This window comes from Burkholderia orbicola, from assembly GCF_900100915.1.
Classification (GTDB): domain Bacteria; phylum Pseudomonadota; class Gammaproteobacteria; order Burkholderiales; family Burkholderiaceae; genus Burkholderia; species Burkholderia orbicola.
Genome location: NZ_FNKW01000002.1, coordinates 2,565,384 through 2,587,188 on the forward strand (window position 1 = coordinate 2,565,384; position 21,805 = coordinate 2,587,188).

A 21,805-nucleotide genomic window follows, 5' to 3' on the forward strand; every position below is an offset into this window, starting at 1 on the left:
GCCATATGTTTTAACACTGTCTGACAGGCAACACGACTCACCGCGAGGTCACGTCACGCATGGAACTCCGGCATCTCCGCTACTTTCTGGCCGTCGCGGCCGCGTCGAATTTCACGAAGGCCGCCGAAACGCTCGGCATCGGCCAGCCGCCGTTGAGCCAGCAGATCAAGGCGCTCGAGAACGAGCTCGGCGTGGAGCTGTTCAAGCGGACCGCGCGCGGCGCCGAGCTCACGCTGGCGGGCGAGGTGTTCGCGGAAGAGGCGCGACGCGTGCTCGACGATGCCGAGCGCGCGGCACGGGCGGCCAGGCGCGCCGCCCGTGGGGAAACCGGCCATTTGCGGGTCGGCTTCACCGGCACGGCCGCGTTCAATCCGAAAGTGTCGGATCTGATTCGCCGCTTTCGGGAGGCGTTCCCGGATGCCGAGCTGACGTTGCAGGAAGCGACGTCGGGCGTGCTGCTGGAAGCGCTGGAGGCCGGGCGCCTCGACGTCGCGATCGTGCGGCCCGAGCGCCGCATCGCGGCGACGCTGCGGGTAGCCGACTGGGACGAGGAGCCGATGTTCGTCGCGCTGCCCGTCGCGCACCGGCTGGCGCAGCGCCGGCGCATCGAGTTGGCGGAGCTGGCCGACGAGTCGTTCGTGCAGGTGCCGCGCGCGGCCGGCGGCGCGCTGTTCGACGACATCGTCGCTGCGTGCCAGGCCGCCGGGTTCGAGCCGCGCATGGCGCAACCGGCGCCGCAGATGGCGTCCGCGGTGACGCTGGTGGCGGCCGGGCTCGGCGTGTCCGTCGTGCCGAAGGCGATTACGCAGGTGCAGGTGCCCGGGGTCGTGTACCGGCCGTTCGCGGGTAACCGGTTTCGCGCGAGGCTGGCCATTGCGTCGCGTTGCGACGAGCCGTCCGCGGTGGTGCGGAATTTCCTGCTGCTCGCGTAGCGGAAAACAAAAAACCCGCGAAGCCATCTGCTGTCGCGGGTTTCGGAAATGCTGGAATGCGAGGAAAACGCATCTGGTGCCGACGGCGAGACTCGAACTCGCACAGCTTTCGCCACTACCCCCTCAAGATAGCGTGTCTACCAATTTCACCACGTCGGCACTGCAAGGGGCGCAATTCTAACGTCACATTCCGCATTTGTGAAGGGGGTATGACAAGCTCATGTAGGGGCATGCGATCGATCCCGGTAGAATTCGTCCGATCGACCCGACGGGTCCCCGCAACCGCCACCCGTTTTCTCCCCGTGACCCACACCCTCGAACAACTGCAGGCCGGACAACTGTCGGGCGCGCGGCAACTCAAGCTCGCGTGCGGATTGACCGAATTTCCGCGCGAGATCTTCGATCTGGCCGACACGCTCGAAGTGCTCGACCTCACCGGCAATGCGTTGTCCGCGCTACCCGACGATCTGCCGCGGCTGCATCGCCTGCGCATCCTGTTCGCGTCGGGCAATCGCTTTACCGCCTTCCCCGACGTGCTCGGCGCGTGCGATCAACTCGACATGATCGGCTTCAAGGCGAACTCGATTCACACCGTGCCGCGCGGCGCGCTGCCGCGTGCGCTGCGCTGGCTGATCCTGACCGACAACGCAATCGAGGAACTGCCGGCCGACATCGGCGACTGTGCGCGGTTGCAGAAGCTCATGCTGGCCGGCAACCGGCTGCGGGCGCTGCCCGCGGAAATGGCCGCCTGCCGTGCGCTGGAGCTGGTGCGCCTGTCGGCGAACCGGCTGGACGCGTTGCCCGACTGGCTGCCGCGCCTGCCGCGTCTTGCGTGGCTCGCCGTGGCCGGCAATCCGTTCGGCGCGACGCCGGAGGCCGCGGCGTCCGCCGGGCCGGACGTCGCGGAGATCGACTGGGCCGCGCTGTCATGCGAACAGAAACTGGGCGAGGGCGCGTCGGGCGTCATTTATCGCGCGCAGTGGCGCGTGGACGGCCAGCCGCCGCGCACGGTCGCGATCAAGCTGTTCAAGGGTGCGGTGACGAGCGACGGCCTGCCCGATTGCGAAATGGCCGCGTGCCTGCATGCCGGCGGTCATCCGAACCTGATCCCGGTGATCGGCAAGTTGCGCGGGCATCCGGACGGCACGCACGGCCTGGTGATGGAACTGGTCGATCCCGCGCTGACGAACCTCGCCGGGCCGCCGAGCTTCGCGTCCTGCACGCGCGACGTCTATGCCGCCGATGCGAGATTCGAGCCGGCGCAAGCGCTGCGGATCGCGCACGGCATCGCGTCGGTCGCCGGCCATCTGCACGCGCGCGGCATCATGCATGGCGACCTGTATGCGCACAACATCCTGCACGACGGCGCAGGCGGCGCGCTGCTCGGGGATTTCGGGGCGGCGTCGCTGTACGACCCGGACGATCGCACGCGCGGCGCAAGGTTCGAACGGCTCGAAGTACGCGCGTTCGGCTATCTGCTCGGCGAATTGCTCGAGCGCTGCGAACCGCACGCCGGCGCGCTCGATGCGTTGGCGGCGGCCTGCGTGAACGAGGACGTCGATGCGCGGCCGTCGTTCGACGAGATCACGGCCGCACTGGCCGCGCGCATGCGCTGACCGGATGGGGGCGGCTCATGCCTGCCGCGCGGTCAGCAGCTTGATGCCGAGCCCGACGAACAGCAGCCCGCTCGCACGCTTGAGCGCGCGCACCGCGCGGCTCATGCCGAAGCCGCGATGCAGGCGGCGCACGCCGGCCGAATAGACGCTGTGAACGACCACGACCGTGCAGGCGATCGTTGCGTACATCACGACGAACTGCAGCGCCAGCGGGCGGTCGTGCACGATGAACTGCGGCATGAACGCGGACAGGAAGATCATCGTCTTCGGATTGCTGCCCGACACGAACAGCGCTTCGCGAAACAGCTTCCGTCGATCGGGCACGGCGATCTCCGCGGCGCCGCTCGATGCAGCGGCCTTGCGCTCGCCGCGCAACTGCCGCACACCCAGAAAGATCAGATACGCGGCGCCGATCACCTTCATCGCGACGAACAGCGGCGGCATCGCGGCCAGCACCGCGCCGACGCCGAGCGCGACCAGCAGCACGACCACGCCCTGCGCGACGAGGTTGCCGGCGATCGTCGCGGCGGTGCCGTGCGCGCCGTAGCGCACCGTGTTGCGGATCACGAGCAGCACGTTGGGCCCCGGCGACAGCGTCGTGGCGAGATAGGCGGCGGCAAACAGCATCCAGGTCTGAATGGACATGCGGCGCTCCGGAAGGCGGTTCCAGCGGTCGGGATGAAGCGATGATGCCACGCCAATAAGGGTGCGGGCCGCCGCCGGAACCGTGCCGTCGCGTCAGCGTGCGTCGCGCATGCAGTACGCGGGAATCGACGGCGGCGTATCGATGGCGGCAGGCCGCGTCATCCACGCGATCCAGGCGGCCCATAACCCGCAGACGATCAGCACCGCGACATTCAGCGGCGTCCGGTAGCGAACGATCAGGTCGGCCAGCGGCAGGCGGTTTTTCATGTGCGTCTCCTTTCGTGAGGCAGGCGGCGTTACTGGCCGGCGTAGGTCGGCGCCTTCGCGTCGCAGGTCACGGACACGGTCGAGCCGTCCGCGAAGTGCAGCCGGAACGGCACCTTCGCGCCGGGTGCGACGGCCTGGCGCGGTTCCTCGAGCATCACGTGATAGCTCTTCGGTTTGAACGTCACCGAGCCGTGCGCCGGCACGACGACCGAGTCGACGTGCACCATCTTCGCGGTGCTGCCGCTCGTCTGCGTTTCATGCACCATCGCCATCCCGTAGGCGGGCGTGTCGATACCGGTCAGCGTCGCGGGCGCGTCGCCGTGGTTCTTCAGCGTGAAGTAGCCGGACGACGGCACCGTCGCCGGCATCGTGCGAATCCAGCATGCGTCGGCCTGGATGGTCGACGCGGCGAAGGTGGCGGTGGCGTGCAGCGCCAGCGCCACGAGCAGGCCGGTCGGAATCGAGCGTTTCATCATGTGTTCTCCTGATTGGGTGCGATGCCGCGGGCATCGATGCGAATGCGCTCGGCACGAAGCGCCGATGCGCATCGCGTGCGTGACGCGTTACTTCAGCGTGAATGCGTAGCGGCCGTGCGTGCGATGGCCGTCGCTGGCCACCGCGATCCATGCGACCGTGTAGGTGCCGGGCTTCAGGCTCGCCAGTGCGACGTGCATCCGCTTCCGGTTGCCGGCGTCGACGGCCGACTTCCCGTCGACGACCGATTGCCCTTGGCTGTCGGTCACGGCGATCGAGCTGAACGCCGGTTCGAGCGCTTCGCCGAAATCGATCGTGACCGCGTGCGGCGCGCTCGACACCGTGGCGTCGGGGGCCGGGTCCTGCGTTTTCGGAAGGGCATGTGCATGAGCGGCGTGGATAACGACGAAGCCGAGTGCGGCGAGTGCGCCGCGAACGAAAGTAGCGGTTTTCATGGCTGGATGAGCGAGTGACGAATCGGTTAGAAAAAGACGGATTCGACGGACGGCCGCGCGAGCGGCATCGATGTCGGCGGCGCTCGGCGCGGACGCGCGACACCGGACATTCGCATGCGGGCGAATGCCAGCGCGGCGATCTGAACCGGAGACGGCCGACCACGCGCGCGGCACGACGCCGTGCGCGGCAGGGTGAGACATGATCGTCCTTCGAAACGTGACACGTCGCGCACGCGGGCGGCGTGCGCGGGCGACGTGATGCACGACGGCATCACGCGTAATGACGACGGATCAGGACGTGAACGGCGGGGCGCGCGGTTGCGCGGCCGTGAGCGGCTGCGTGCGGCGCAGGCTTTCGAAGCGGGTGGCCGCGCGATGCTCGATCGCGTGCACGCGGGCCGCGAACGTAAGTTCGGGGGCGGGCAGCGCGGGGGTATGGGCAAGCAGGCTGCAATAGCCGCATGCGTGGAGATGAGCCTGCAGGCTTTTCGTCGCCGTATCGGCGGACGGCGTGCCGGCGGCCGGTGCGGACGAACAGTAGCCGGCCAGCAGCGCGTCGACGCGCCCTTGCGTGGTCAGCGCCTGCGAGATCGTCGGCGCGAGCGCCGTCATCAGGATGGCGAGCATCCCGATCAGACTGCCGATCTTCCGGAGGCGACGACTCAGCATGCGATGCGCGGCGGCGGGTGGACGACGATGCGGCCGATTATGCCACGCACGCCGGTTTGCCGGCCGGCACCGACGTGCGGCATCGCGGCGCGCTACGCGGGCTGCGCCAGGTACTTCGCGATCAGCGTCATCTGCGCGGCCCAGCCCTGGTCGTTCATGTCGCGCGCCGTCGCGCGACGCGCTTCGATCAACTGGTCGAAACCCGTTTCGGTGACCGTGAGCAGCGTGCCGCCGGCCTGCGGCGCGAGCGTGAAGGTGACGAGCGTCATCGGCTCGGACGCATAATCGAATTCCGGATCGATCGCGAACGGATGCCAGCGAAACGAGAACAGTTGCTTGGGTTCGATGCGGTCGACGACGATTTCGAACACAGTGCCCGCATAGGGCTCCTGCGCCTTGGCGACATCGTCGTCGACGCGGGTGGGGGTGATGCGGCCGAACAGCGACTGGCCGGCCTCGAACGGGCCGTCGAACGACACGCCGAACCACTGGCCGAATTCGCCGGAATTGCTCACGGCTGCCCAGACGCGGTCGGGCGACGCGGCGAGCAGCGTCTGTTTTTCGATGCGATCGGTTGGCTGGACCATCACGTTCTCCATGCAGGATCGAGCGTTGCGGGGCGACGCGCGCGGTCGCGCGCCGCGTCTAGTCGAGCATGACCGCGTCGGGCACGTCGAGCACGAGGTCCGACGTCGCGACGGCCACGCACGGCAGCGTATAGCCGTCGGCCTTTTCCTCGCGGGAGAGCCCCGGCCATTCGATCGTGTAGCGTACGCTGCCGCTGACGATCCGGCAAAGGCAGCTTCGGCACGTGCCGTTGCGGCACGAGCGTGGCAGCGACACGCGCGCGAACGCGGCGGCTTCGAGCAGGGTGAGCGAATCGGGCGCGTCGAAGGTCGCGCCGAGCGGCTCGATGCGCACGAGGGGCGGGTGATCTGGATCGGTCATGACGGAAGCGGGCGGCGGTTCGGCGGCAACGCGCCAAGCATACCCGAACCCGCTGGCGGCCCACGGCCGCCAGCCGTGGGCGTCAGTGCCGCCGCAGATACCGGTACACGGTATTGCGGGCGAGGCCGAGCTCGCGCGCGGCCGCCGATACGTTGCCGCCATGCCGCGCGAGCACCGCGTCGATCATCGCGGCCTGATGGCTTTGCAGCGTCGTGCCTTCACGCCTGCCAGGCGACGCGGGCGATACGGCTGGCGTGTCGGCCGTCGGCGTAGCCGGCGCATCGTCGCAGTCGAGCCAGAAATCGTCGGGCAAATGCGCGAGCGTGATTTCGGCTTCGTCTTCGGCGAGCATGCCGGCCGTGCGCAGCACGTTGGTCATCTGCCGCAGGTTGCCGGGCCAGCGGTGGCGCGCGAACGCATCGAGCACGTCGGCCGCGAGACGGCGCGGCATCGGCTCGCTGCGCGCGAGCCGCGCAAGGATGCGCTCGACGAGCGCCGGCAGGTCGGTGCGCGCGGCAAGCGCCGGCAGCGTGACCGCGAGCCCGTTGATCCGGTAGAACAGATCCTCGCGGAACGTGCCCTCCGCGATCATCGCGCGCAGGTCGCGGTGGGTCGCGCAGACCACCCGCACGTCGACCGGCACCGCGCGTGCGCCGCCGAGCGGCATTACCGCGCGCTCCTGCAGCACGCGCATCAGCCGCACCTGCTGCGCGAGCGGCATGTCGCCGATTTCATCGAGAAACAGCGTGCCGCCGTCGGCCTGCGCGATCTTGCCGGGGCTGCCGCGCTTGCGCGCGCCCGTGAACGCGCCGTCTTCATAGCCGAACAGTTCGGCCTCGATCAGCGAATCGGGCAGCGCCGCGCAGTTGACCGCGACGAACGGGCCGTCCGCGCGCGGCGACGCCTGGTGCAGCGCGCGGGCGAGCCATTCCTTGCCGGTGCCGGTCTGGCCGAGGATCAGCAGCGGCAGGTCACGCCCGCGGATCTTCGCGACGCGTTCGAGCACGGCGGCCATGCGCGCGTCGCCGGTGTCGAGCGTCGCGAACGTGATCGCGTCGGGGTCCGGCGCACGCACGCGTGCGGCCGGTGCCGGCGGCGTGACGGCGACGGTCGTTTTCTGCGCTTCCGGGAATTCGCAGCGCGCGAGCACGCGCACGCCGGTCGACAGCGTAAGGCGGAACGTGGCGCCCGGCGCGCGCGCGGCCTGCTGCGCGAGCTGGCCGAAGCGCATGCCGAACAACGCGTCGCTCGCCTGATGCTGCAGTGCATCGAACGATGCGCCGAGCTGGAATTGGGCGCTGCGGTTCGCGGCGATCAGCCCGCCGTCGGGGCCGAATGCGACGAGCCCGGCGAACAGCGAATCGACGCAATCCTCGTGGGCGTGAAAGCGCAGCCGCAGCGCTTCGCCGCACTGGTTCGCGAACAGGTGGTTCTCGATCAGTTGCGCCGACATCCGCACGAGCGCGAGCGTATGCGGGCTGGCGCCGCGCGGGTCGCCGCTCACGTCGAGCGTGCCGAGCGTGCGGCCGAACGGATCGACGATCGGCGCGCACGCGCAGGTGAGGATGTGGTTCGCGCGCAGGAAATGTTCGGCACCGTGCACGACCACGGCCTGGCCCGATGCGAGCGCGGTGCCGATCGCGTTGGTGCCGCGCGCGCCCTCGGCCCACGACACGCCGTTGCACAGCGCGACGCGGTTGGCTTTCTCGATGAAGTCCGCGTCGCCGATGCTGTGCAGGATCACGCCGTCGGCGTCCGTCAGCAGCACGAGGCTTTGCGTCTCGGCGATCTGCGCGTGGAGGTCCTCCATCACCGGGCGTGCGTGCGAGAACAGCGTGTGGTTCGTGTCGAGCAGTTCGCGCAGCGCGATGCGCGACAGCGGCGAGAAATCGGGGCGTTCGTGCGCGCGCAGGCCGACCGCGGTCGAACGCGCATGCGCCTGCGCGAGCAGGTCGGTGCGACCCGTGGTGGCGGGCAGCACGTAGGGTTGCGGCATGGTTTGTCTCCTGTTCCCGGGGCCGTCGGGGCGACCGGATCGGAATCGGCGGCGGAGTGCGGCTCCGCTCGCGGTGCACCATTCGGCGCGACAGCCGACCGTCCGGGTACGCATCATCATACAAGCGCCACGTGCGATGCGCGACTGCCGACAAAATCCCCTTGCTTTCAGGCGCCCGCCTGCAATGATGGAAATGGAGCACGCACGCGCCGTGTTCCGCAGTGCAACATGCATGCGACGCGACATGCATCCGTTCGGGAGACGCATCATGGTTCGGGCGGAACTGAGAGTCGTGCTGGCGGCCATCGCCACCTTCATCATGCTGGGCGGCATTGCCGTGGCGATCCACGGATTGCTGTTCGATCTGACCGATGCGGTGAGATACGGGGCGGCCGCGATTGCGGTGGGCGTCACGACCGCCGCGATCGCGCTCAACGTCTGGCCGACCGATCCGCACTGACGCCCGTTGGCGAAACGGTGCCGGATGCCGCGCAGATCAGACGAAATGCGCGTCGGAACGACGCACACCGAAATTTTTGTGTCCCGCGCGAAACCGTCTAAAGTGGAATTCAACCGGCATGCATCGACCGCGCCACACTCCGCGGCTGGGGCCTCCGCCGGCGAGCCCGCGTACATTTCGTCCGGCCGGTAGCGGACGACGGACGCGGTCATTCGTTTTCTACCGGTCGAGGCGGCTCCATGCAGATCCATTTCACGAACGAGAAGCCGGAGTATTCGGGGCGTGACCTGATGCTGGCGTTCACGGCACTGGTCAATGGCGAGCGCGTCCAATGTCAGATCACCGCCGAGGCGCTGGAAGACCACTTTGGCGCGGCATCACCGCGCTTCGAGGACATGGTCGGCGCGTTCGACCAGCACCGCGAGCGCATCGAGGCGGCCGCGCGGCGCCTGCTGTCGGAGACGCGTGCGCAATGCGTGACGCTGCGCAGCGGCTACGTGCGTTTCTACGAGGCCAACTGGCGCTGACGACACGACGCTCGTCCGGCGGCGCGCGCACGCGAGCGGCGCACGCGCGGACGTGGCCTTCATGCAATGCCGTTCGGCGGAGTCGGGCGGCATTTTCGTATGCGGGCCGGGCGGGGTGGCCTGAGCGTCGGCGCGATCATGCGCGTCGCTTCTTGAGGATCACGGAACAATCGTGCGAAAACAAAAATGCCACCCGAAGGTGGCGTTTTTTCGTTTCATCGTGCGGCGCAGCGATACGTTTTGCTTACTCGCTGCCGAGATAGAAGAAGCGGAACAGGAACACGGCCGCGATGATCCAGACGATCGGCCTGACCGTGCGGCCCTGGCCCGTCAGCAGCTTGAGGCCGCCGTACGCGATGAAGCCGAACGCGACGCCGTTCGCGATCGAGTACGTGAACGGCATCAGCAGCGCGGTCAGCGCGGCCGGCACGGCTTCCGTCGCATCGTCCCACGGTACTTCGACCATCTCGCGCAGCATCAGGCACGACACGTACAGCAGCGCGGGCGCCGTGGCGTACGCCGGCACGACGCCGGCGAGCGGCGCGATGAACAGGCACGCGAGGAACAGCACCGCGACGGTGATGGCGGTCACGCCGGTGCGGCCGCCGGCCTGCACGCCCGACGCGCTTTCGATATACGCGGTGGTCGACGACGTGCCGAGCACCGAGCCCGCGACGATCGCCGTGCTGTCGGCGAGCAGCGCCTTGTTCAGGCGGTTCATCTTGCCTTCGACGAGCAGCCCCGCGCGATTCGCGACGCCCATCAGCGTGCCCGTCGCATCGAACAGCTCGACGAGGAAGAACACGAGGATCACGTTGATGATGCCGGTCGACAGCGCGGCGCCGATGTCGAGCTTGAACAGCGTCGCGTCGATCGACGGCGGCGCGGAGAACACGCCGTGGAACTGGTTGCCGGCGAAGAAGAACGACAGGATCGTCACGCCGATGATGCCGATCAGGATCGCGCCGCGCACGCGCAGGTGGTCGAGCGTGACGATCGTGAAGAAGCCGACGATCGCGAGGATCGTCTCGTGCTTGTGCAGGTCGCCGAGCGTGACGAGCGTGGCCGGGTTGCCGACGATCACGCCCGACGTCTTCAGCGAGATGATGCCGAGGAACAGGCCGATACCGGCGGTAATGGAAATCCGCAGCGATTTCGGAATGCCGTTGACGATCGCCTCGCGCACGCGGAACAGCGTGACGAGCAGGAACAGGCAGCCGGAGATGAACACCGCGCCGAGTGCCGCCTGCCACGTGAAGCCCATCCCCTTGACGACCGTGTACGCGAAATACGCGTTCAGGCCCATGCCGGGCGCGCAGGCGATCGGGTAGTTCGCGTACAGCCCCATGATGATCGACGCCAGCGCCGCGACGAGGCAGGTCGCGACGAACACGGATTCCTTCGGCATGCCGGCGTCGCCGAGGATCGCGGGGTTGACGAAGATGATGTAGGCCATCGTCAGGAACGTGGTGACGCCCGCGAGTATTTCGGTGCGGAAATCGGTGCCGGCTTCAGCGAAGCCGAAATACCGCTTGATGGATTCCATGAAGGCGTTTCTCCGGTCGGGTTGTCGTGTTGATTGTTGTGCCGAATTGTTGTACAGGCAGCGCGGCCGGCTAACTGTAACCAGCCACTATTGTCCGGCTATCGGCGGATTGTAATAGCGCGGATAGCTCGGACGATATAGTTGGAGGGCACGATCGGTTGTCTGCGCGCGAACGGTCTGGCGGCCCGCCCGTGCGGCGAAGGCGCGCATTTTACCGGTTCGCGCGGCACGGGCCGGCAGAAATGGCTGAAACGGCGGGAGCGGTGGAAACGACCGGACGCGGCGCGGGGAGGCGGGCGAGGCGGGCCGATGCGTGCGCAACGGCACGCCGGCTGCGTCGCGCACGGCCGGTGCACGATGACATGCGACTGAAACGGAGCGCCCGCATGCTGCACGAACGCGGTGCAGATGGCGGGTGCGCATGTCCGTACGTGTGCTGCCGGCGCGGATACACGGCGCGGCAGCGGCGTGCAGCGGCCATTCGTCAGTCCAGGCGGGCGCAGGGATCGGGTTATCGTGCGCCGAAGCCGTCCCGTCCGCAACCGTCATTTCGCGATGCGGGCGCGACTGTGGTTTCTGTGTAAAAGATTGCAAGACCCCATCGCGTAAACCGGCAAGTCTTTCTAGGATAGATACACCGCGCATGCACACGCCGGCCGGTTATTGCCGATGCGGGGGAGTCGCAGTCCGTGCAGGCCAGGCGGTGAATGGCGGTCAAGGTCGTTGCGCGTTTGGGCAGGCACGGCCGATTGCGATTGCCCGATGCGGGTTCGTCCGTAATCACGGAGGTCAGCATGTTGAACTGGATCAGCCGTTGGGCGATGCGACACGCCCCCACGCCGGAAAAAACCGCAGCGTCGATGCTCGTGACGGCGCGCATGGAACTGTTCGCAGCCGAACAGCGCGTCATCGATGCGAAATTACAGGCGGATTACTGGCGCACACGTGTGTCATTCCTCGAAGAGGTGCAGAAACAGGGCATCGATCCGTGGGTGACCTCGCAGGCCGCGCAACGTCCCGACCTCGATTCCACTCCACGAAGCACGGGCCCGCGTCTCGCCGCCAGCACCTGATGCACCTGCTGCATCCTTTCGCTGCGCACGGCGCGCGATCGCGCGCGGCACGCGTCGGCGTGCCGCGTCCTTCGATGCGCACCCGCGACGCGTTGCGCCGCGCGTGCGTTCGTTTCCGGTCGCGGCCGTTGCGCGTGTCGTGTACTTGACGCACGCGCAACGGCGCGCCGCTCATCCGCTCCTTCTCCCTATCCCGACGAGCAAACGTTGCACTTGCGCGAGCATGCGCCTGACGCGTTCGCCGCGCCGCACGTACGCGGTCGTGATCGTCGCTTCGGCCGACCGGTCGGCATCGCTACCGAGCCAGATGCGCTCGCCGCGCGCGATGCGCAGCACGTCGCCGGGCTGTACCCAGTAATCGTCGACATTCGGCGGGCGCGTGATCCACAGCGCCGCGCCGTGCGCGCGGATCTCCGAGTCCTGCGGCGCGCGCCAGGTCATCGTCGTGCGCGGCGCGACCGCGAAACGGATCACGACGGTCGGTAATGCGATCGTGCCGGCGGGGCGCCGATCGCGGCGTTCGAACAGCGGGCTTGCCTGGTCCATCGTCTGCTCCATTCAGTGAGCCGGACGGATGACGTGCACCAGAACAAAAAGGCCTCATCCGTTTCCGGCGAGGCCTTGTGTGACATGCGGTACTGCTCGATTGCTAACGCACAAGCGCCTCCCGTGATCCATTCTTTCGAATGTTCACCGGGCAATGAATCGCGATGGCGACGAGCTTGAACGTAGGCATGCGAACGAGTGTGTCGTCGCGGCGCAGCGCTGTCAACGGAAATTTCGAGATACGTGGCGGTTACGCGTCGCGTTGCGCGAGGCCGTTCACGAGGAGTTCGGACAGCAGGCCCGTCATTCCTTTCGGGTGCGTGGCCGCGCGTGCCTTCAGCTGTTCGACCAGCTCGGCGTTGAGCTTGCACGCGAACGGCACGAGGCCCTGTTCCTGGTCGAGCTTGCGCTGCGCGCGGCGGTCCAGCTTGGCTGCTTCGTCGGCGCCCTTGCCGAAACGCGCGGAGCTCGACTGTTTCATCGCGTGCGTCAGCTTGAGCGCCTTGTTCTTTTCGAGATCGGTTTTCTTCATGGCCATCGCGGCACCTCAGGGAAATTGAAGCCGCGATTGTACGCATTTCGGCGGGCGCCGCCCGCCGAGCCGGCCGGAAGCCCGGTCACGCACCTTTCGCCGCGCCCCAGTTGCCGCCGTGCGCGGCCGCCTGCGCGGCCGGCGAGCGGGCGAGGTAGGCGAGCGCCTGCTCGGTCGAACCTTCGTGGTGCGGCGTATAGCCCGGCTTGAAATAGCGCAGCGCCGCGCCGATCACCTTCCAGAACGACGGCAGGTGCCCGCGTCGCGAACCCCGCCACCACGCGAGCACGAAGCCCGGGTAGCGGCCGGCGTCCGGGTCGCGCCGGTACATGAACTTCGCACCGGTCGTGATGTAGTAGAGCAGCAGCAGGATCACGAACGCCATGTGCACGCAGCGCTCCGGATAGGTGCCGCCCATGTGACGGTAGATGTCGAACGCGACGGTGCGGTGCTCGACTTCCTCGGCGCCATGCCAGCGCAGCAGGTCGACCATCGTCGGGTCGGCGCGGCCTTCGTCGAGGCCGTGCGCGTTGAGCACCCAGTTGCCGAGATAGCCGAAGAAATGCTCGAGCGACGCGATCACGGCCAGCTGCTGCCGCAGCCAGAAGCGCGTATGGCCGATCTTCAGCCCCAGCGGCTGCTCGCCCAGTACGCGCGTGAACAGGCGGTTGAGCTTCTGCGTAAACGGCTTCGTGTCGATGCCGTGGCGGTCGTAGTAATGCTTCAGCACGCCGCCGTGCGAGCGCGAATGCACGGCTTCCTGCCGCAGGAAGCCTTCGGCTTCGTCGCGCAGGCGTGCATCGGTGATCAGCGGCAGCGCCTTGTTGTACACGCGGCAGAACCACAGCTCGCCTTCCGGAAAGAGCAGGTTCAGCGTGTTGATGATGTGCGTGCTGCCCGGATCGTTCGGCACCCAGGTGACCGGCGTGTCGCTGAAGTCGAACTTCACGTGCCGGGCCTTGATCTTGTGATAGTCGGCGGTATCGGTCATGTTGTCTCCCTGTGCGGCGTCGTGCGCCGTCAATGCGATGCCATGCTGACGCGGGCGATCACCCGGCCCAGCCACGGCATGAAGCGGCCGACGAAACGCAGCGCGTGCGCTTCGCCGCCGACCGCGACGACGGGGCGGTTGCGCAGCACGCCGTCGACCATCGCCTGCGCGACGGTTTCCGGTTTCAGGCCGCGCATCTGGTACAGCTTCGTCGCGCGCTTGCGCAGCCGCGCTTCATCCTGTGCATTGGCGCCCGCGTAGTGCGTCGACGCCATGATCCCGGTTTCCGCGAAACCCGGGCACACGGCCGTCACGCCGATGCCTTGCTCCGCGAGTTCCGCGCGCATGCATTCGCTGAGCATCAGCACCGCGGCCTTCGTCGTCGCATACGCGGGCAGGTCGCGCGACGGGCCGAACGCGGCGGCCGACGCGGTGTTGACGATGTGCCCGCCGGTGCCGCGCGCGGCCATCTGCTGGGCGAACAGCCGCGAGCCGTGGATCACGCCCCACAGGTTCACGTGCAGGATGCGCTCCCAGTGCCGCGCGCTCGTGTCGAGGATGCCGCCGGCCATGCCGATGCCCGCGTTGTTGATCACGACGTCCGCGCCGCCGAGTTCGCTGCCGACCCATGCCGCGAGCGCTTCCATCTCGTCGGCGGACCCGACGTCGACGCGTTTCGCATGGGCCTGCGCGCCGGTCAGCCCGACCAGCAGCGCGGTGCGCTCGGCGCTCGCGAGATCGATGTCGCAGGCGACGATCGTTGCGCCTTCGCGAGCGAAGGCCAGCGCCGCGCAGCGGCCGATGCCGCTGCCCGCGCCGGTGACGACCGCGACCTTGCCGCTGAAGCGGCCGCTGGTGGCGCGACGGCGCGCGTTCGCGAGCGCGGGCGGTTCGTCGCCGGATTCGACCGCGTCGATCAATTGCCCGGCGAGCGCCGCGAAGCGCGCGGGATCGGCGAGCGGCAGCCAGTGGCCGGCCGCGACTTCGCGGCGGTAGTACTGCGGCACCCAGCGCGACAGGTTCTCGGACAGCGCGGGGCTCACGTATTTGTCGCCGAGCGGCACGATCGTCTGCACCGGTGCGTGCGCGTAGCGTTCGCGCGGCGCGAACAGGCAGCGGATGAAGTTCGCGCGATAGAGCCGTACGCCGTGCGCGCCGTCGTCGGCCTGGGTCGGGCGCGGCGCGGCGAGCGTTTTCTCGAGCCGGCGCAGCAGGCCCGGCCACGCGCGGCCGAGCCACAGCCGCCAGCCGAGCTCGGGGATGAACGGCAGGTGGAACAGATAGACGTACCACGAGCGCACGAGCTGGCCGCCGAGCTTCGCGAGCGACGCGGGCGTCGGGCGCAGCACGCGTTCGCGCAGCCAGAAGCCGACGTGGTCGAGGCACGGCCCCGAGCACGACGTATACGATGCGATGCGGCCGGCCAGGCGCGGATCGGTGACGAATTCCCAGCCCTGGATCGAGCCCCAGTCGTGCGCGACCAGATGCACGGCGCGCCCCGGGCAGAGCGCATCGATCACCGCGACGAAATCGTCGGTCAGCTTCGCGAGATGGTAGTCGGCCGTGCGCGTCGGTACGCCCGACAAGCCCGCGCCGCGTACGTCGTACGCGATCACGTAATGCCGGCGCGCGAGCAGCGGCGCGACGTGCTGCCAGACGCTGCTGTCGTCGGGATAGCCGTGTACCAGCACGACCGGCGAGCGGGCCGGGTCGCCCCAGGTCCGGACCGCGAGCGTCAGGTCGCCGGAGGCGACCGCCGTTTCGCTGTGAACCGATTCGAACAGGGCCAGCGGCGCTTCGTCGGAAAGAGGCTGCATCGTGAGTCCGTCGTTCAGGGAGGCGGGAGGTGGGTGGTTCGTCAGGCGGCGGCCGACAAGGTCGACGCAGCCTGCGCGCGCTCGGCCTGGCGGCGCTGCCAGCGGCGCACGTGCGGCAGATCCTCGTCGAGCCAGTACGCGTCGTCGTCGGTGATCACGAGCAGCTCCTCGAATTTCGCGCCGACGCCGGCGAAGCCGAGATGCGGCTCGACGGCCCACAGGCCCGGCACCGGCGCATGCTCGGAGCGGCGGTCGATCGACCACAGCGGCGACCAGCCTTGCTGCTTCGCCGCGCGGCCCTGGTCGAGCAGCAGGTTGCGCGTCGCGTTCAGCCCGAAGCGCGCGACGAAGCGCGGCTTCGACAGCTTGTGGATCTTCGCGACGCGATGCGCGAGCACCTTGAACGGATAGGCCTTGTGGCGCGGCTCGACGCCCTGGCGACGGCACAGCGCGTCGACTTCCTGCGCGACTTCCGCCATCGGCCGGCGCGCCTTCACGAGCCGCACGATCATGTCGCGATGGTCCATCAGGTCGTCCTGCAACTGCTCGAGGATCGGGTTGCGGCCCAGGCAGTGCGCGTAGCCGACGTCGGCGACGATGCCGTCGAGCACCGGCGCGACGTCGAGGATCACCGGCATGTCGGTTTCGAGCTGGCGGTTGCTCGGGAAGAACGCGAGATTGAAGCCGCCCATGTGCTTGAGACCGGAGAATCCCTCGAACGCGGTGCGATCGCCGAACCACGCGAACGGCTTGTGCAGCCAGTCGTGCACGCCGTTGTCCTGCAGCCATTCGGTCAGGAGGCGCGCGGCCTCCTTCTCGGTGATGCCGGGGTAGAGCATCGCGCCGACGGTTTCGACGCAGCGGTAGGCCAGTTGCTGGACCGCGCGGAATTGCGGCAGCTCGTCGAGGTGGACTTCCGGCAGCGGATGGTGGGCGGTCATGATGCGTCTCCATGTGTCGGCCCGCGTTTGCGTCTCGGCGTAGGGCGGGTCCTGGGCAAGGCTTGGGGTGCTGATCTGGATGCATCCGCCGGCGTCCATCGCCATACGGCTTATTCAGTCAGCATTTAATGTGTCATTGAGTAATGTAATGATCATAGCCGGTTCGCGGTCGCACGCCAGCCCTTGGAGATGAGGACTTCTCCTAATGAAGGGCCGAAATGGAGGGGAAGCTCTAGATTTCAGGCGCTTGGGGCGGGACGGGTGTCGCTTGTCCGTGCGTCCTCAGCGGGGAAGTCGACGGGGATCGCCAGGCAAGGCTTCCACACGGCCCGGCATGTCGCACCGGATCAACTCCCCGTCGCGTCGCGGTGGGACGCTGTCAAATTGCCGAAATAATTTCGTCACATCATCCGCCCCGATTCGAAGCCTTTGCGGCTTCGCGAGGCCGGTGTGTCGCGCGTCGCGCGGGGCAGCGCCCGAAGCCGATTCGGCATTTCAACGGAGAGACCATGCAACGCCGCCAGTTCATGAACACCCTTGCCGCGGCGAGCGCTGCGACGCCGCTGATGCTCAAGGCCGGCATCGCCGGCGCGAAGAGCGCAACCGCCCCGGACGCGCTGGACCCCGGCCGCTGGTCGCCGTTCAACGCCGCGCGCCTGCAGGCGGTGCTCGACCAGCATGGCGTCGCGAGCGCCCGCTACGACGGAAAGCGCCGCCCGTATGCGGTGTTCGACTGGGACAACACGTGCATCATGAACGACTGCGAAGAGGCGTTGCTGATGTACCAGATCAACCATCTGCAGTACAAGCTGACGCCTGACGAATTCGTCGCCGTGATGTGGAAGGACGTGCCGAAGGGCGCGTTCATGAAGGACTACACGACCGTCGACGGCAAGCCGGTGACGATGGAGGACCTCGCGGCCGACGTCGAGTCCGACTACCGCTGGCTCCATGCGAACTACCAGGGCTTGGGCGGCGACAAGAGCCTCGACGAGATCCGCGAGACCGACCAGTTCAACGATTTCCGCGCGAAGCTGTACTTCATGTACGACGCGATCTGCGACACGCATCCGCTCGAAGTCGGCTACAAGTGGATCATCTACTTCTACCAGAACATGACGACCGCCGAGTTGCAGGCGATGGCGCAAGCGTCGAACAACTACGGGATCGGCGACGCGCTGCGCAAGGTCCGCTACGAAAGCCCGAAGACGCTGCCGGGCAAGGCCGGCGTGGTGGCCGATACGCATTTCCACGGCATCCGCATTCACGAGGAAATCCGCGCGGTGATGCATACGCTGCGGGCGAACGGCATCGACGTGTACGTGAGCACCGCGTCGCTCGACGACGTCGTGCGCGTGTTCGCCGGCAATCCGAACTATGGCTACGGCGTGCCGCCCGAGAACGTGATCGGCTTGCGTCTCGACATGCAGGACGGCAAGTACACGAGCACCTATCCGGCCGGCTGGCATTTCAACTGGGGGCCCGGCAAGACGGTGGGCATTCGCAACGTGCTCGTGTCGAAGAAGGGCTACGGGCCGCTGCTGGTATTCGGCGACAGCGACGGCGATGCGTGGATGCTGCGCGATTTCAAGGACACCGCGGCCGGCGTGATCGTCAACCGGATGAAGAAGGGCGAGATCGGCGCGGACAGCAAGCTCGCAGCCGAACAGATCGGCAACCCGGACGCGCGTTTCCTGCTGCAGGGCCGCGACGAGCACACGGGGCTGATGATTCCGGACGAGAAGTCGATCAAGTACGGCAAGGCCGAGCGCAAGCTGCTGGCCTGACGCGGGCGGGCGCGGGCCGCCGGGCGCGGGCCGCGGCTCCCGCGCTCATCGACATCGGCCCGCGGCGTCTTGCGGGCCGGCACGTGCGCGTATCAAGGCTCGCGCGACGGGCCCAACCGATCCAGCAACGCCCCCAGCAGATCGACCGGCAGCGGAAACACGATCGTCGAATTCTTGTCCGCCGCGATCGTCGTCAGCGTCTGCAGGTAGCGCAACTGCATCGCCTGCGGCTGCAGCGCGAGCCGCTGCGCGGCCTGCAGCAGCTTCTCCGACGCCTGAAGCTCACCTTCCGCATGAATCACCTTTGCGCGCCGCTCGCGCTCGGCTTCGGCCTGCCGCGCGATCGCGCGGATCATCGTCTCGTTCAGGTCGACGTGCTTGATCTCGACCGTCGATACCTTGATCCCCCACGCATCGGTCTGCGCGTCGAGCGTCTTCTGGATGTCCGCGTTCAATTGTTCGCGCTCGGCGAGCAGCGCGTCGAGTTCGTGCTTGCCGAGCACCGCGCGCAGCGTCGTCTGCGCGAGCTGGCTCGTCGCCTCGAAGAAGCGCGCGACCTGGATCACGGCCTTCTCCGGATCGACGACGCGGAAATACACGACCGCATTGACCTTCACCGACACGTTGTCGCGCGTGATCACGTCCTGCGCCGGCACGTCGAACACGACGGTGCGCAGGTCGATCCGCACGACCTGCTGGACGATCGGGATGATCAGCACCAGCCCCGGCCCCTTCACTTTCCAGAACCGGCCGAGCATGAACACGACACCGCGCTCGTACTCGCGAAAGATGCGGATCGACGACGCGACGAGCACCACGACGAAGACGATGAGGACGCTGCTGAAGCCGAACGTGTAACCGATCATGAAGGTTCTCCCTGCGGATGGGCGGGTGCGGGCACGTCGTAGAGCGGCGCGACCGTCAGCGTCAGTCCGTGGCGGCCGGTGACGCGCACGCGGCAGCCGGCGGCCAGCGGCGCGCTGCTCGCCACGTGCCAGCGCTCGCCGTGCACGCGCGCCCAGCCGGCGGCCGACGGCGCCGCACCGGCCGCGCCTGGCGGCTGGTCGAGCTGCAGCCCGTCGTCGAGCACTTCGCCGATGCTGCCGAGCATCGCCTCGGCGCCCGTCACGACCGGACGCCGCCGCGCGCGCAGCGCGACGCTCGACACGCCTGCGACGAGCAGCGCGCCGCCGAGCGCGAGGCTCGCGATCACGGGCCACGGAATCCCGTAGCCGGGCACGTCGGTGTCGATCAGCATCAGCGCGCCGATCGTGAACGCGACGATGCCGCCGAACCCGAGCACGCCGAAGGTCGGCAGGAACGCCTCCGCGACGAGGCAGCCGAGCCCGAGCAGCACGAGGCCGAGGCCCGCATAGCTGACCGGCAGCAACTGCATCGCGAACAGCCCGACCAGCAGGCAGATCGTGCCGGCGACGCCCGGCAGCACGAACCCGGGGTTGGCGAATTCGAAGAAGAGGCCGTAGATGCCGATCGTCAGCAGGATCAGCGCGACGTTCGGATCGGCGATGATCGCGAGGAACCGGTTGCGCCAGTCGGGCGCGAGCACGACGAGCGGCGCGTGCGCGGTCGCCAGATGCAGCGTGCCGGCGGTCGTCGTCACCGCGCGGCCGTCGAGCTGGCGCGCGAGATCGGCCGGGTCCTGCGCGATCAGGTTGACGACGTGCTGCGCGCGCGCCTCGTTCGCCGACAGGCTCACCGCCTCGCGCACCGCGCGCTCGGCCCATTCGGCGTTGCGTCCGCGCAATTGCGCGAGGCCGCGGATGTATGCGGACGCATCCTGCATCGCCTTGCGGATCTCGGTCGATTGCGTGTCGGTTGGCAGCGCGGCAGCCGCGTCCGACGCGCGAGATGCACCCGATGCACCGGTCGGTCGCGGCGCGGCGGGATTCGCGCCTGGCGGCGCCGCGCCGCCGATGCCGAACTGCACGGGCGACGCCGCGCCGAGGTTGGTGCCGGGCGCCATCGCCGCGACGTGACTCGCATAGACGATGTAGGTGCCGGCGCTCGCCGCCCGCGCGCCGCCCGGCGCGACGAATGCGGCGACCGGCACCGGCGAGCCGAGGATGACCTTGATGATCTGCCGCATCGACGTATCGAGGCCGCCGGGCGTGTCGAGCTGCAGGATCGCGAGCGGCGCGTGCTCGCGGGCCGCGCGGTCGAGCGAACGCACGATGAAATCGGCGCTGGCCGGCCCGATCGCGCCGTTGACGGGAATCACGACGACCGGGTGCGCGGCGGGCGCGTCGGCCGATGGCGGCGCGGCGAGTGCAGCGCACACGACGAGCAGCGCCGCGAACAGCGCGGCGCGCGCGACCCGCGCGGACAGCGGGTGACGGGGGTGGCCGTCGGGCGCGGCAGGCGCCGGCGGCGGGCCATGACGATGAAAGCGCATCGGGACGTCCGGGCGGCGCGCGGCCGCGTGCCGTCCGGCTGGCGGAAAGGGCGTGGGCCCGATGCTTGAAGATTAGGCGGTTTCGGCCGAAAGCGCGAAGGCGAGGCAGGGGTGGCCGCGCATTCAGCCGGCGCCGCCGCCGCGCGCGAGCGCTTCTTCCCGAAACTCGGCCGGACTGCGCCCGCTCCACTTGCGAAACGCGCGGTAGAACGCGCTCGGCTCCGCGAACCCGGTTGCGGCCGCGACGTCGGCGATCGTGCGGGCGGGGTCGGCCAGCGCCTCGAACGCGAGATCGCGCCGCAGCGTGTCCTTGATCGACTGGTACGCGTGGCCTTCCTGGTGCAGCTTGCGGCGCAGCGTGGCCTCGGCCACGTGCAGCCGCGCGGCCATCCCGCCCGCGCCCGGCCACGCGGCGGGCGGCATTCCGCGCAGCACCGCGCGCACCCGCTGCGCGAGCGCGTTCGGGTTGCGGTACTTGACGATGAAGCTGGCCGGCGCGTTGCGCAGAAACGTTTTCAGCGTCTTCGCGTTCTGCACGACCGGCAGCGTCGCGAATTCGGGATCGAAATCGACATACGAATCGGGCTCGTTGAAACGCATGTCGTCGCAGAACATCGACGGGTATTCGTGGTCGGCGGGCGGCGTGTCGCAGCGGAAGCTCGCATGCAGCAGCGGAATGCGCCGGCCGATCAGCCAGCAGGTGAGCCCGTACACGATGATGAAATAGGTCGCGTACGTGAACATCGCGGGCGTCGCGCCGTTGTTGCGGTGCACGAAACGCAGCCGCACGCGCTGCGGGTTCGCGTCGAGCTCCGCGTGCAGGTCGTCGAGCACGCAGTGCATGAAGTTCACCGCGCGCGCCATCGCGTGCAGCCCGTCGCGTGCGGACAGCGCCGCCTGGCTCATCGCGATGAAGCTGCCGCTGCGCATCGGGTGGCGATCCTGCCCGAAAAACTCGTCGTCGAGCGTGCGCGCGATCGCGTTCCATAGCGCGCCGTATTGCTGCGCGGACACGCGTGCGCGCGGCTGGCCGAGCAGCGCCGGTGCAATGCCGGCCTGCGCGAGCAACGGCTCGGCCGCGACGCCGCGCCGCGTGGCCAGCGCGACGCTGTACGCGACGAGGCTGATCGCGACGGTCCCCTTGTCTTCCTGCTTCATCGGTGTCGCCGG

The 21,805-nt window shown here is 68.4% G+C and carries 23 protein-coding genes and 1 tRNA gene; 6 read left to right on the forward strand and 18 right to left on the reverse strand.

Annotated elements, in window-relative coordinates:
• The first annotated feature begins 59 nt into the window (after window positions 1-59).
• Entirely contained in the window at window positions 60-932 is an 873-nt protein-coding gene (locus tag BLS50_RS28325) for a LysR family transcriptional regulator (RefSeq protein ID WP_023477565.1), read from the forward strand.
• Between the two features lie 74 nt (window positions 933-1,006).
• On the opposite strand, the gene BLS50_RS28330 is transcribed toward BLS50_RS28325, so the two are convergent.
• A tRNA-Leu gene (locus tag BLS50_RS28330) sits at window positions 1,007-1,091 on the reverse strand.
• A gap of 143 nt (window positions 1,092-1,234) precedes the next feature.
• Here BLS50_RS28330 and BLS50_RS28335 point away from each other — a divergent pair.
• Complete coding sequence (locus BLS50_RS28335; protein ID WP_074805916.1) at window positions 1,235-2,548, forward strand: leucine-rich repeat-containing protein kinase family protein; 1,314 nt, start codon at window positions 1,235-1,237, stop codon at window positions 2,546-2,548.
• 15 nt (window positions 2,549-2,563) lie between these two features.
• Here BLS50_RS28335 and BLS50_RS28340 read toward each other — a convergent pair whose 3' ends face one another.
• The 8 genes from BLS50_RS28340 to BLS50_RS28375 all read right to left on the reverse strand — a co-directional run bounded on the left by BLS50_RS28340 (window position 2,564) and on the right by BLS50_RS28375 (window position 8,002).
• Window positions 2,564-3,193, reverse strand: coding sequence for a LysE family translocator (locus BLS50_RS28340; protein ID WP_074805919.1), 630 nt, complete (start codon window positions 3,191-3,193; stop codon window positions 2,564-2,566).
• A 93-nt stretch (window positions 3,194-3,286) separates the two neighbouring features.
• The gene (locus BLS50_RS36090; protein WP_011547185.1) at window positions 3,287-3,460 is read right to left on the reverse strand and encodes a hypothetical protein; all 174 of its coding nucleotides are present in this window, start codon (window positions 3,458-3,460) and stop codon (window positions 3,287-3,289) included.
• A gap of 29 nt (window positions 3,461-3,489) precedes the next feature.
• A complete protein-coding gene (locus BLS50_RS28345; RefSeq protein WP_027813678.1) occupies window positions 3,490-3,933 on the reverse strand; it encodes a copper chaperone PCu(A)C in 444 nt (147 codons plus the stop codon).
• Window positions 3,934-4,023: 90 nt separating this feature from the next.
• Window positions 4,024-4,389: a copper resistance CopC family protein gene (locus BLS50_RS28350; protein WP_074805921.1), complete on the reverse strand. Its 366-nt coding sequence runs from the start codon at window positions 4,387-4,389 to the stop codon at window positions 4,024-4,026.
• Between the two features lie 291 nt (window positions 4,390-4,680).
• Window positions 4,681-5,058 (reverse strand): DUF2946 domain-containing protein, encoded by a 378-nt coding sequence (locus BLS50_RS28360; protein WP_074805925.1) that lies wholly within the window; start codon window positions 5,056-5,058, stop codon window positions 4,681-4,683.
• 92 nt (window positions 5,059-5,150) lie between these two features.
• Window positions 5,151-5,645, reverse strand: coding sequence for an SRPBCC family protein (locus BLS50_RS28365; protein ID WP_011547189.1), 495 nt, complete (start codon window positions 5,643-5,645; stop codon window positions 5,151-5,153).
• 58 nt (window positions 5,646-5,703) lie between these two features.
• Window positions 5,704-6,006 (reverse strand): 2Fe-2S iron-sulfur cluster-binding protein, encoded by a 303-nt coding sequence (locus BLS50_RS28370; protein WP_006480747.1) that lies wholly within the window; start codon window positions 6,004-6,006, stop codon window positions 5,704-5,706.
• Window positions 6,007-6,088: 82 nt separating this feature from the next.
• The gene (locus tag BLS50_RS28375) at window positions 6,089-8,002 is read right to left on the reverse strand and encodes a sigma-54-dependent Fis family transcriptional regulator (protein WP_074805928.1); all 1,914 of its coding nucleotides are present in this window, start codon (window positions 8,000-8,002) and stop codon (window positions 6,089-6,091) included.
• Between the two features lie 184 nt (window positions 8,003-8,186).
• On the opposite strand from BLS50_RS28375, the gene BLS50_RS28380 reads away from it, so the two are divergent.
• Together BLS50_RS28380 and BLS50_RS28385 are read left to right on the forward strand one after the other, a co-directional pair.
• Window positions 8,187-8,462, forward strand: a complete 276-nt coding sequence (locus BLS50_RS28380; RefSeq protein WP_023477572.1) for a DUF2964 family protein — start codon at window positions 8,187-8,189, stop codon at window positions 8,460-8,462.
• 239 nt (window positions 8,463-8,701) lie between these two features.
• Window positions 8,702-8,989: a DUF1488 family protein gene (locus tag BLS50_RS28385; RefSeq protein WP_006480750.1), complete on the forward strand. Its 288-nt coding sequence runs from the start codon at window positions 8,702-8,704 to the stop codon at window positions 8,987-8,989.
• Between the two features lie 244 nt (window positions 8,990-9,233).
• Here BLS50_RS28385 and BLS50_RS28390 read toward each other — a convergent pair whose 3' ends face one another.
• The gene (locus BLS50_RS28390; protein ID WP_074805931.1) at window positions 9,234-10,535 is read right to left on the reverse strand and encodes an NCS2 family permease; all 1,302 of its coding nucleotides are present in this window, start codon (window positions 10,533-10,535) and stop codon (window positions 9,234-9,236) included.
• 794 nt (window positions 10,536-11,329) lie between these two features.
• Between BLS50_RS28390 and BLS50_RS28400 the strand changes: the two genes are divergently transcribed.
• The gene (locus BLS50_RS28400) at window positions 11,330-11,608 is read left to right on the forward strand and encodes a hypothetical protein (RefSeq protein WP_006480752.1); all 279 of its coding nucleotides are present in this window, start codon (window positions 11,330-11,332) and stop codon (window positions 11,606-11,608) included.
• Window positions 11,609-11,779: 171 nt separating this feature from the next.
• Here BLS50_RS28400 and BLS50_RS28405 read toward each other — a convergent pair whose 3' ends face one another.
• From BLS50_RS28405 to BLS50_RS28425, 5 genes are all read right to left on the reverse strand, one after another.
• Entirely contained in the window at window positions 11,780-12,154 is a 375-nt protein-coding gene (locus BLS50_RS28405) for a DUF2917 domain-containing protein (RefSeq protein WP_074806801.1), read from the reverse strand.
• A 250-nt stretch (window positions 12,155-12,404) separates the two neighbouring features.
• Window positions 12,405-12,692, reverse strand: a complete 288-nt coding sequence (locus BLS50_RS28410; RefSeq protein ID WP_074805937.1) for a hypothetical protein — start codon at window positions 12,690-12,692, stop codon at window positions 12,405-12,407.
• A 79-nt stretch (window positions 12,693-12,771) separates the two neighbouring features.
• A complete protein-coding gene (locus tag BLS50_RS28415; RefSeq protein WP_011694810.1) occupies window positions 12,772-13,677 on the reverse strand; it encodes a metal-dependent hydrolase in 906 nt (301 codons plus the stop codon).
• 29 nt (window positions 13,678-13,706) lie between these two features.
• The gene (locus tag BLS50_RS28420) at window positions 13,707-15,494 is read right to left on the reverse strand and encodes an SDR family oxidoreductase (protein WP_074805940.1); all 1,788 of its coding nucleotides are present in this window, start codon (window positions 15,492-15,494) and stop codon (window positions 13,707-13,709) included.
• Window positions 15,495-15,535: 41 nt separating this feature from the next.
• Window positions 15,536-16,435, reverse strand: coding sequence for a M24 family metallopeptidase (locus BLS50_RS28425; RefSeq protein ID WP_011547197.1), 900 nt, complete (start codon window positions 16,433-16,435; stop codon window positions 15,536-15,538).
• A 509-nt stretch (window positions 16,436-16,944) separates the two neighbouring features.
• Here BLS50_RS28425 and BLS50_RS28430 point away from each other — a divergent pair.
• Window positions 16,945-18,222 carry an HAD family hydrolase gene (locus BLS50_RS28430; protein WP_074805943.1) on the forward strand — a complete coding sequence of 426 codons (1,278 nt, stop codon included), beginning with the start codon at window positions 16,945-16,947 and terminating at the stop codon, window positions 18,220-18,222.
• A gap of 92 nt (window positions 18,223-18,314) precedes the next feature.
• Here the strand turns inward: BLS50_RS28430 and BLS50_RS28435 are convergent, their stop codons facing one another.
• The 3 genes from BLS50_RS28435 to BLS50_RS28445 all read right to left on the reverse strand — a co-directional run bounded on the left by BLS50_RS28435 (window position 18,315) and on the right by BLS50_RS28445 (window position 21,793).
• Window positions 18,315-19,088, reverse strand: a complete 774-nt coding sequence (locus tag BLS50_RS28435; protein WP_034175199.1) for a slipin family protein — start codon at window positions 19,086-19,088, stop codon at window positions 18,315-18,317.
• Window positions 19,085-20,635: an NfeD family protein gene (locus tag BLS50_RS28440; protein WP_074805946.1), complete on the reverse strand. Its 1,551-nt coding sequence runs from the start codon at window positions 20,633-20,635 to the stop codon at window positions 19,085-19,087. Before BLS50_RS28440 ends, BLS50_RS28435 begins: the two co-directional genes overlap by 4 nt.
• A gap of 123 nt (window positions 20,636-20,758) precedes the next feature.
• On the reverse strand, window positions 20,759-21,793 hold the full coding sequence (locus tag BLS50_RS28445; protein ID WP_023477776.1) for an AraC family transcriptional regulator: 1,035 nt from the start codon (window positions 21,791-21,793) through the stop codon (window positions 20,759-20,761).
• Between the last annotated feature and the right edge of the window lie 12 nt (window positions 21,794-21,805).

Excerpts from the sequence above, each read along its gene's own strand:
- BLS50_RS36090 (WP_011547185.1), bottom strand. The coding sequence starts at position 3,460 with ATGAAAAACCGCCTGCCGCTGGCCGACCTGATCGTTCGCTACCGGACG.
- BLS50_RS28435 (WP_034175199.1), bottom strand. The coding sequence starts at position 19,088 with ATGATCGGTTACACGTTCGGCTTCAGCAGCGTCCTCATCGTCTTCGTC.
- BLS50_RS28370 (WP_006480747.1), bottom strand. The coding sequence starts at position 6,006 with ATGACCGATCCAGATCACCCGCCCCTCGTGCGCATCGAGCCGCTCGGC.
- BLS50_RS28440 (WP_074805946.1), bottom strand. The coding sequence starts at position 20,635 with ATGCGCTTTCATCGTCATGGCCCGCCGCCGGCGCCTGCCGCGCCCGAC.
- BLS50_RS28340 (WP_074805919.1), bottom strand. The coding sequence starts at position 3,193 with ATGTCCATTCAGACCTGGATGCTGTTTGCCGCCGCCTATCTCGCCACG.
- BLS50_RS28390 (WP_074805931.1), bottom strand. The coding sequence starts at position 10,535 with ATGGAATCCATCAAGCGGTATTTCGGCTTCGCTGAAGCCGGCACCGAT.
- BLS50_RS28360 (WP_074805925.1), bottom strand. The coding sequence starts at position 5,058 with ATGCTGAGTCGTCGCCTCCGGAAGATCGGCAGTCTGATCGGGATGCTC.
- BLS50_RS28375 (WP_074805928.1), bottom strand. The coding sequence starts at position 8,002 with ATGCCGCAACCCTACGTGCTGCCCGCCACCACGGGTCGCACCGACCTG.
- BLS50_RS28430 (WP_074805943.1), top strand. The coding sequence starts at position 16,945 with ATGCAACGCCGCCAGTTCATGAACACCCTTGCCGCGGCGAGCGCTGCG.
- BLS50_RS28365 (WP_011547189.1), bottom strand. The coding sequence starts at position 5,645 with ATGGTCCAGCCAACCGATCGCATCGAAAAACAGACGCTGCTCGCCGCG.
- BLS50_RS28405 (WP_074806801.1), bottom strand. The coding sequence starts at position 12,154 with ATGGACCAGGCAAGCCCGCTGTTCGAACGCCGCGATCGGCGCCCCGCC.
- BLS50_RS28345 (WP_027813678.1), bottom strand. The coding sequence starts at position 3,933 with ATGAAACGCTCGATTCCGACCGGCCTGCTCGTGGCGCTGGCGCTGCAC.
- BLS50_RS28445 (WP_023477776.1), bottom strand. The coding sequence starts at position 21,793 with ATGAAGCAGGAAGACAAGGGGACCGTCGCGATCAGCCTCGTCGCGTAC.
- BLS50_RS28400 (WP_006480752.1), top strand. The coding sequence starts at position 11,330 with ATGTTGAACTGGATCAGCCGTTGGGCGATGCGACACGCCCCCACGCCG.
- BLS50_RS28420 (WP_074805940.1), bottom strand. The coding sequence starts at position 15,494 with ATGCAGCCTCTTTCCGACGAAGCGCCGCTGGCCCTGTTCGAATCGGTT.
- BLS50_RS28350 (WP_074805921.1), bottom strand. The coding sequence starts at position 4,389 with ATGAAAACCGCTACTTTCGTTCGCGGCGCACTCGCCGCACTCGGCTTC.
- BLS50_RS28385 (WP_006480750.1), top strand. The coding sequence starts at position 8,702 with ATGCAGATCCATTTCACGAACGAGAAGCCGGAGTATTCGGGGCGTGAC.
- BLS50_RS28415 (WP_011694810.1), bottom strand. The coding sequence starts at position 13,677 with ATGACCGATACCGCCGACTATCACAAGATCAAGGCCCGGCACGTGAAG.
- BLS50_RS28380 (WP_023477572.1), top strand. The coding sequence starts at position 8,187 with ATGATGGAAATGGAGCACGCACGCGCCGTGTTCCGCAGTGCAACATGC.
- BLS50_RS28425 (WP_011547197.1), bottom strand. The coding sequence starts at position 16,435 with ATGACCGCCCACCATCCGCTGCCGGAAGTCCACCTCGACGAGCTGCCG.
- BLS50_RS28410 (WP_074805937.1), bottom strand. The coding sequence starts at position 12,692 with ATGGCCATGAAGAAAACCGATCTCGAAAAGAACAAGGCGCTCAAGCTG.
- BLS50_RS28325 (WP_023477565.1), top strand. The coding sequence starts at position 60 with ATGGAACTCCGGCATCTCCGCTACTTTCTGGCCGTCGCGGCCGCGTCG.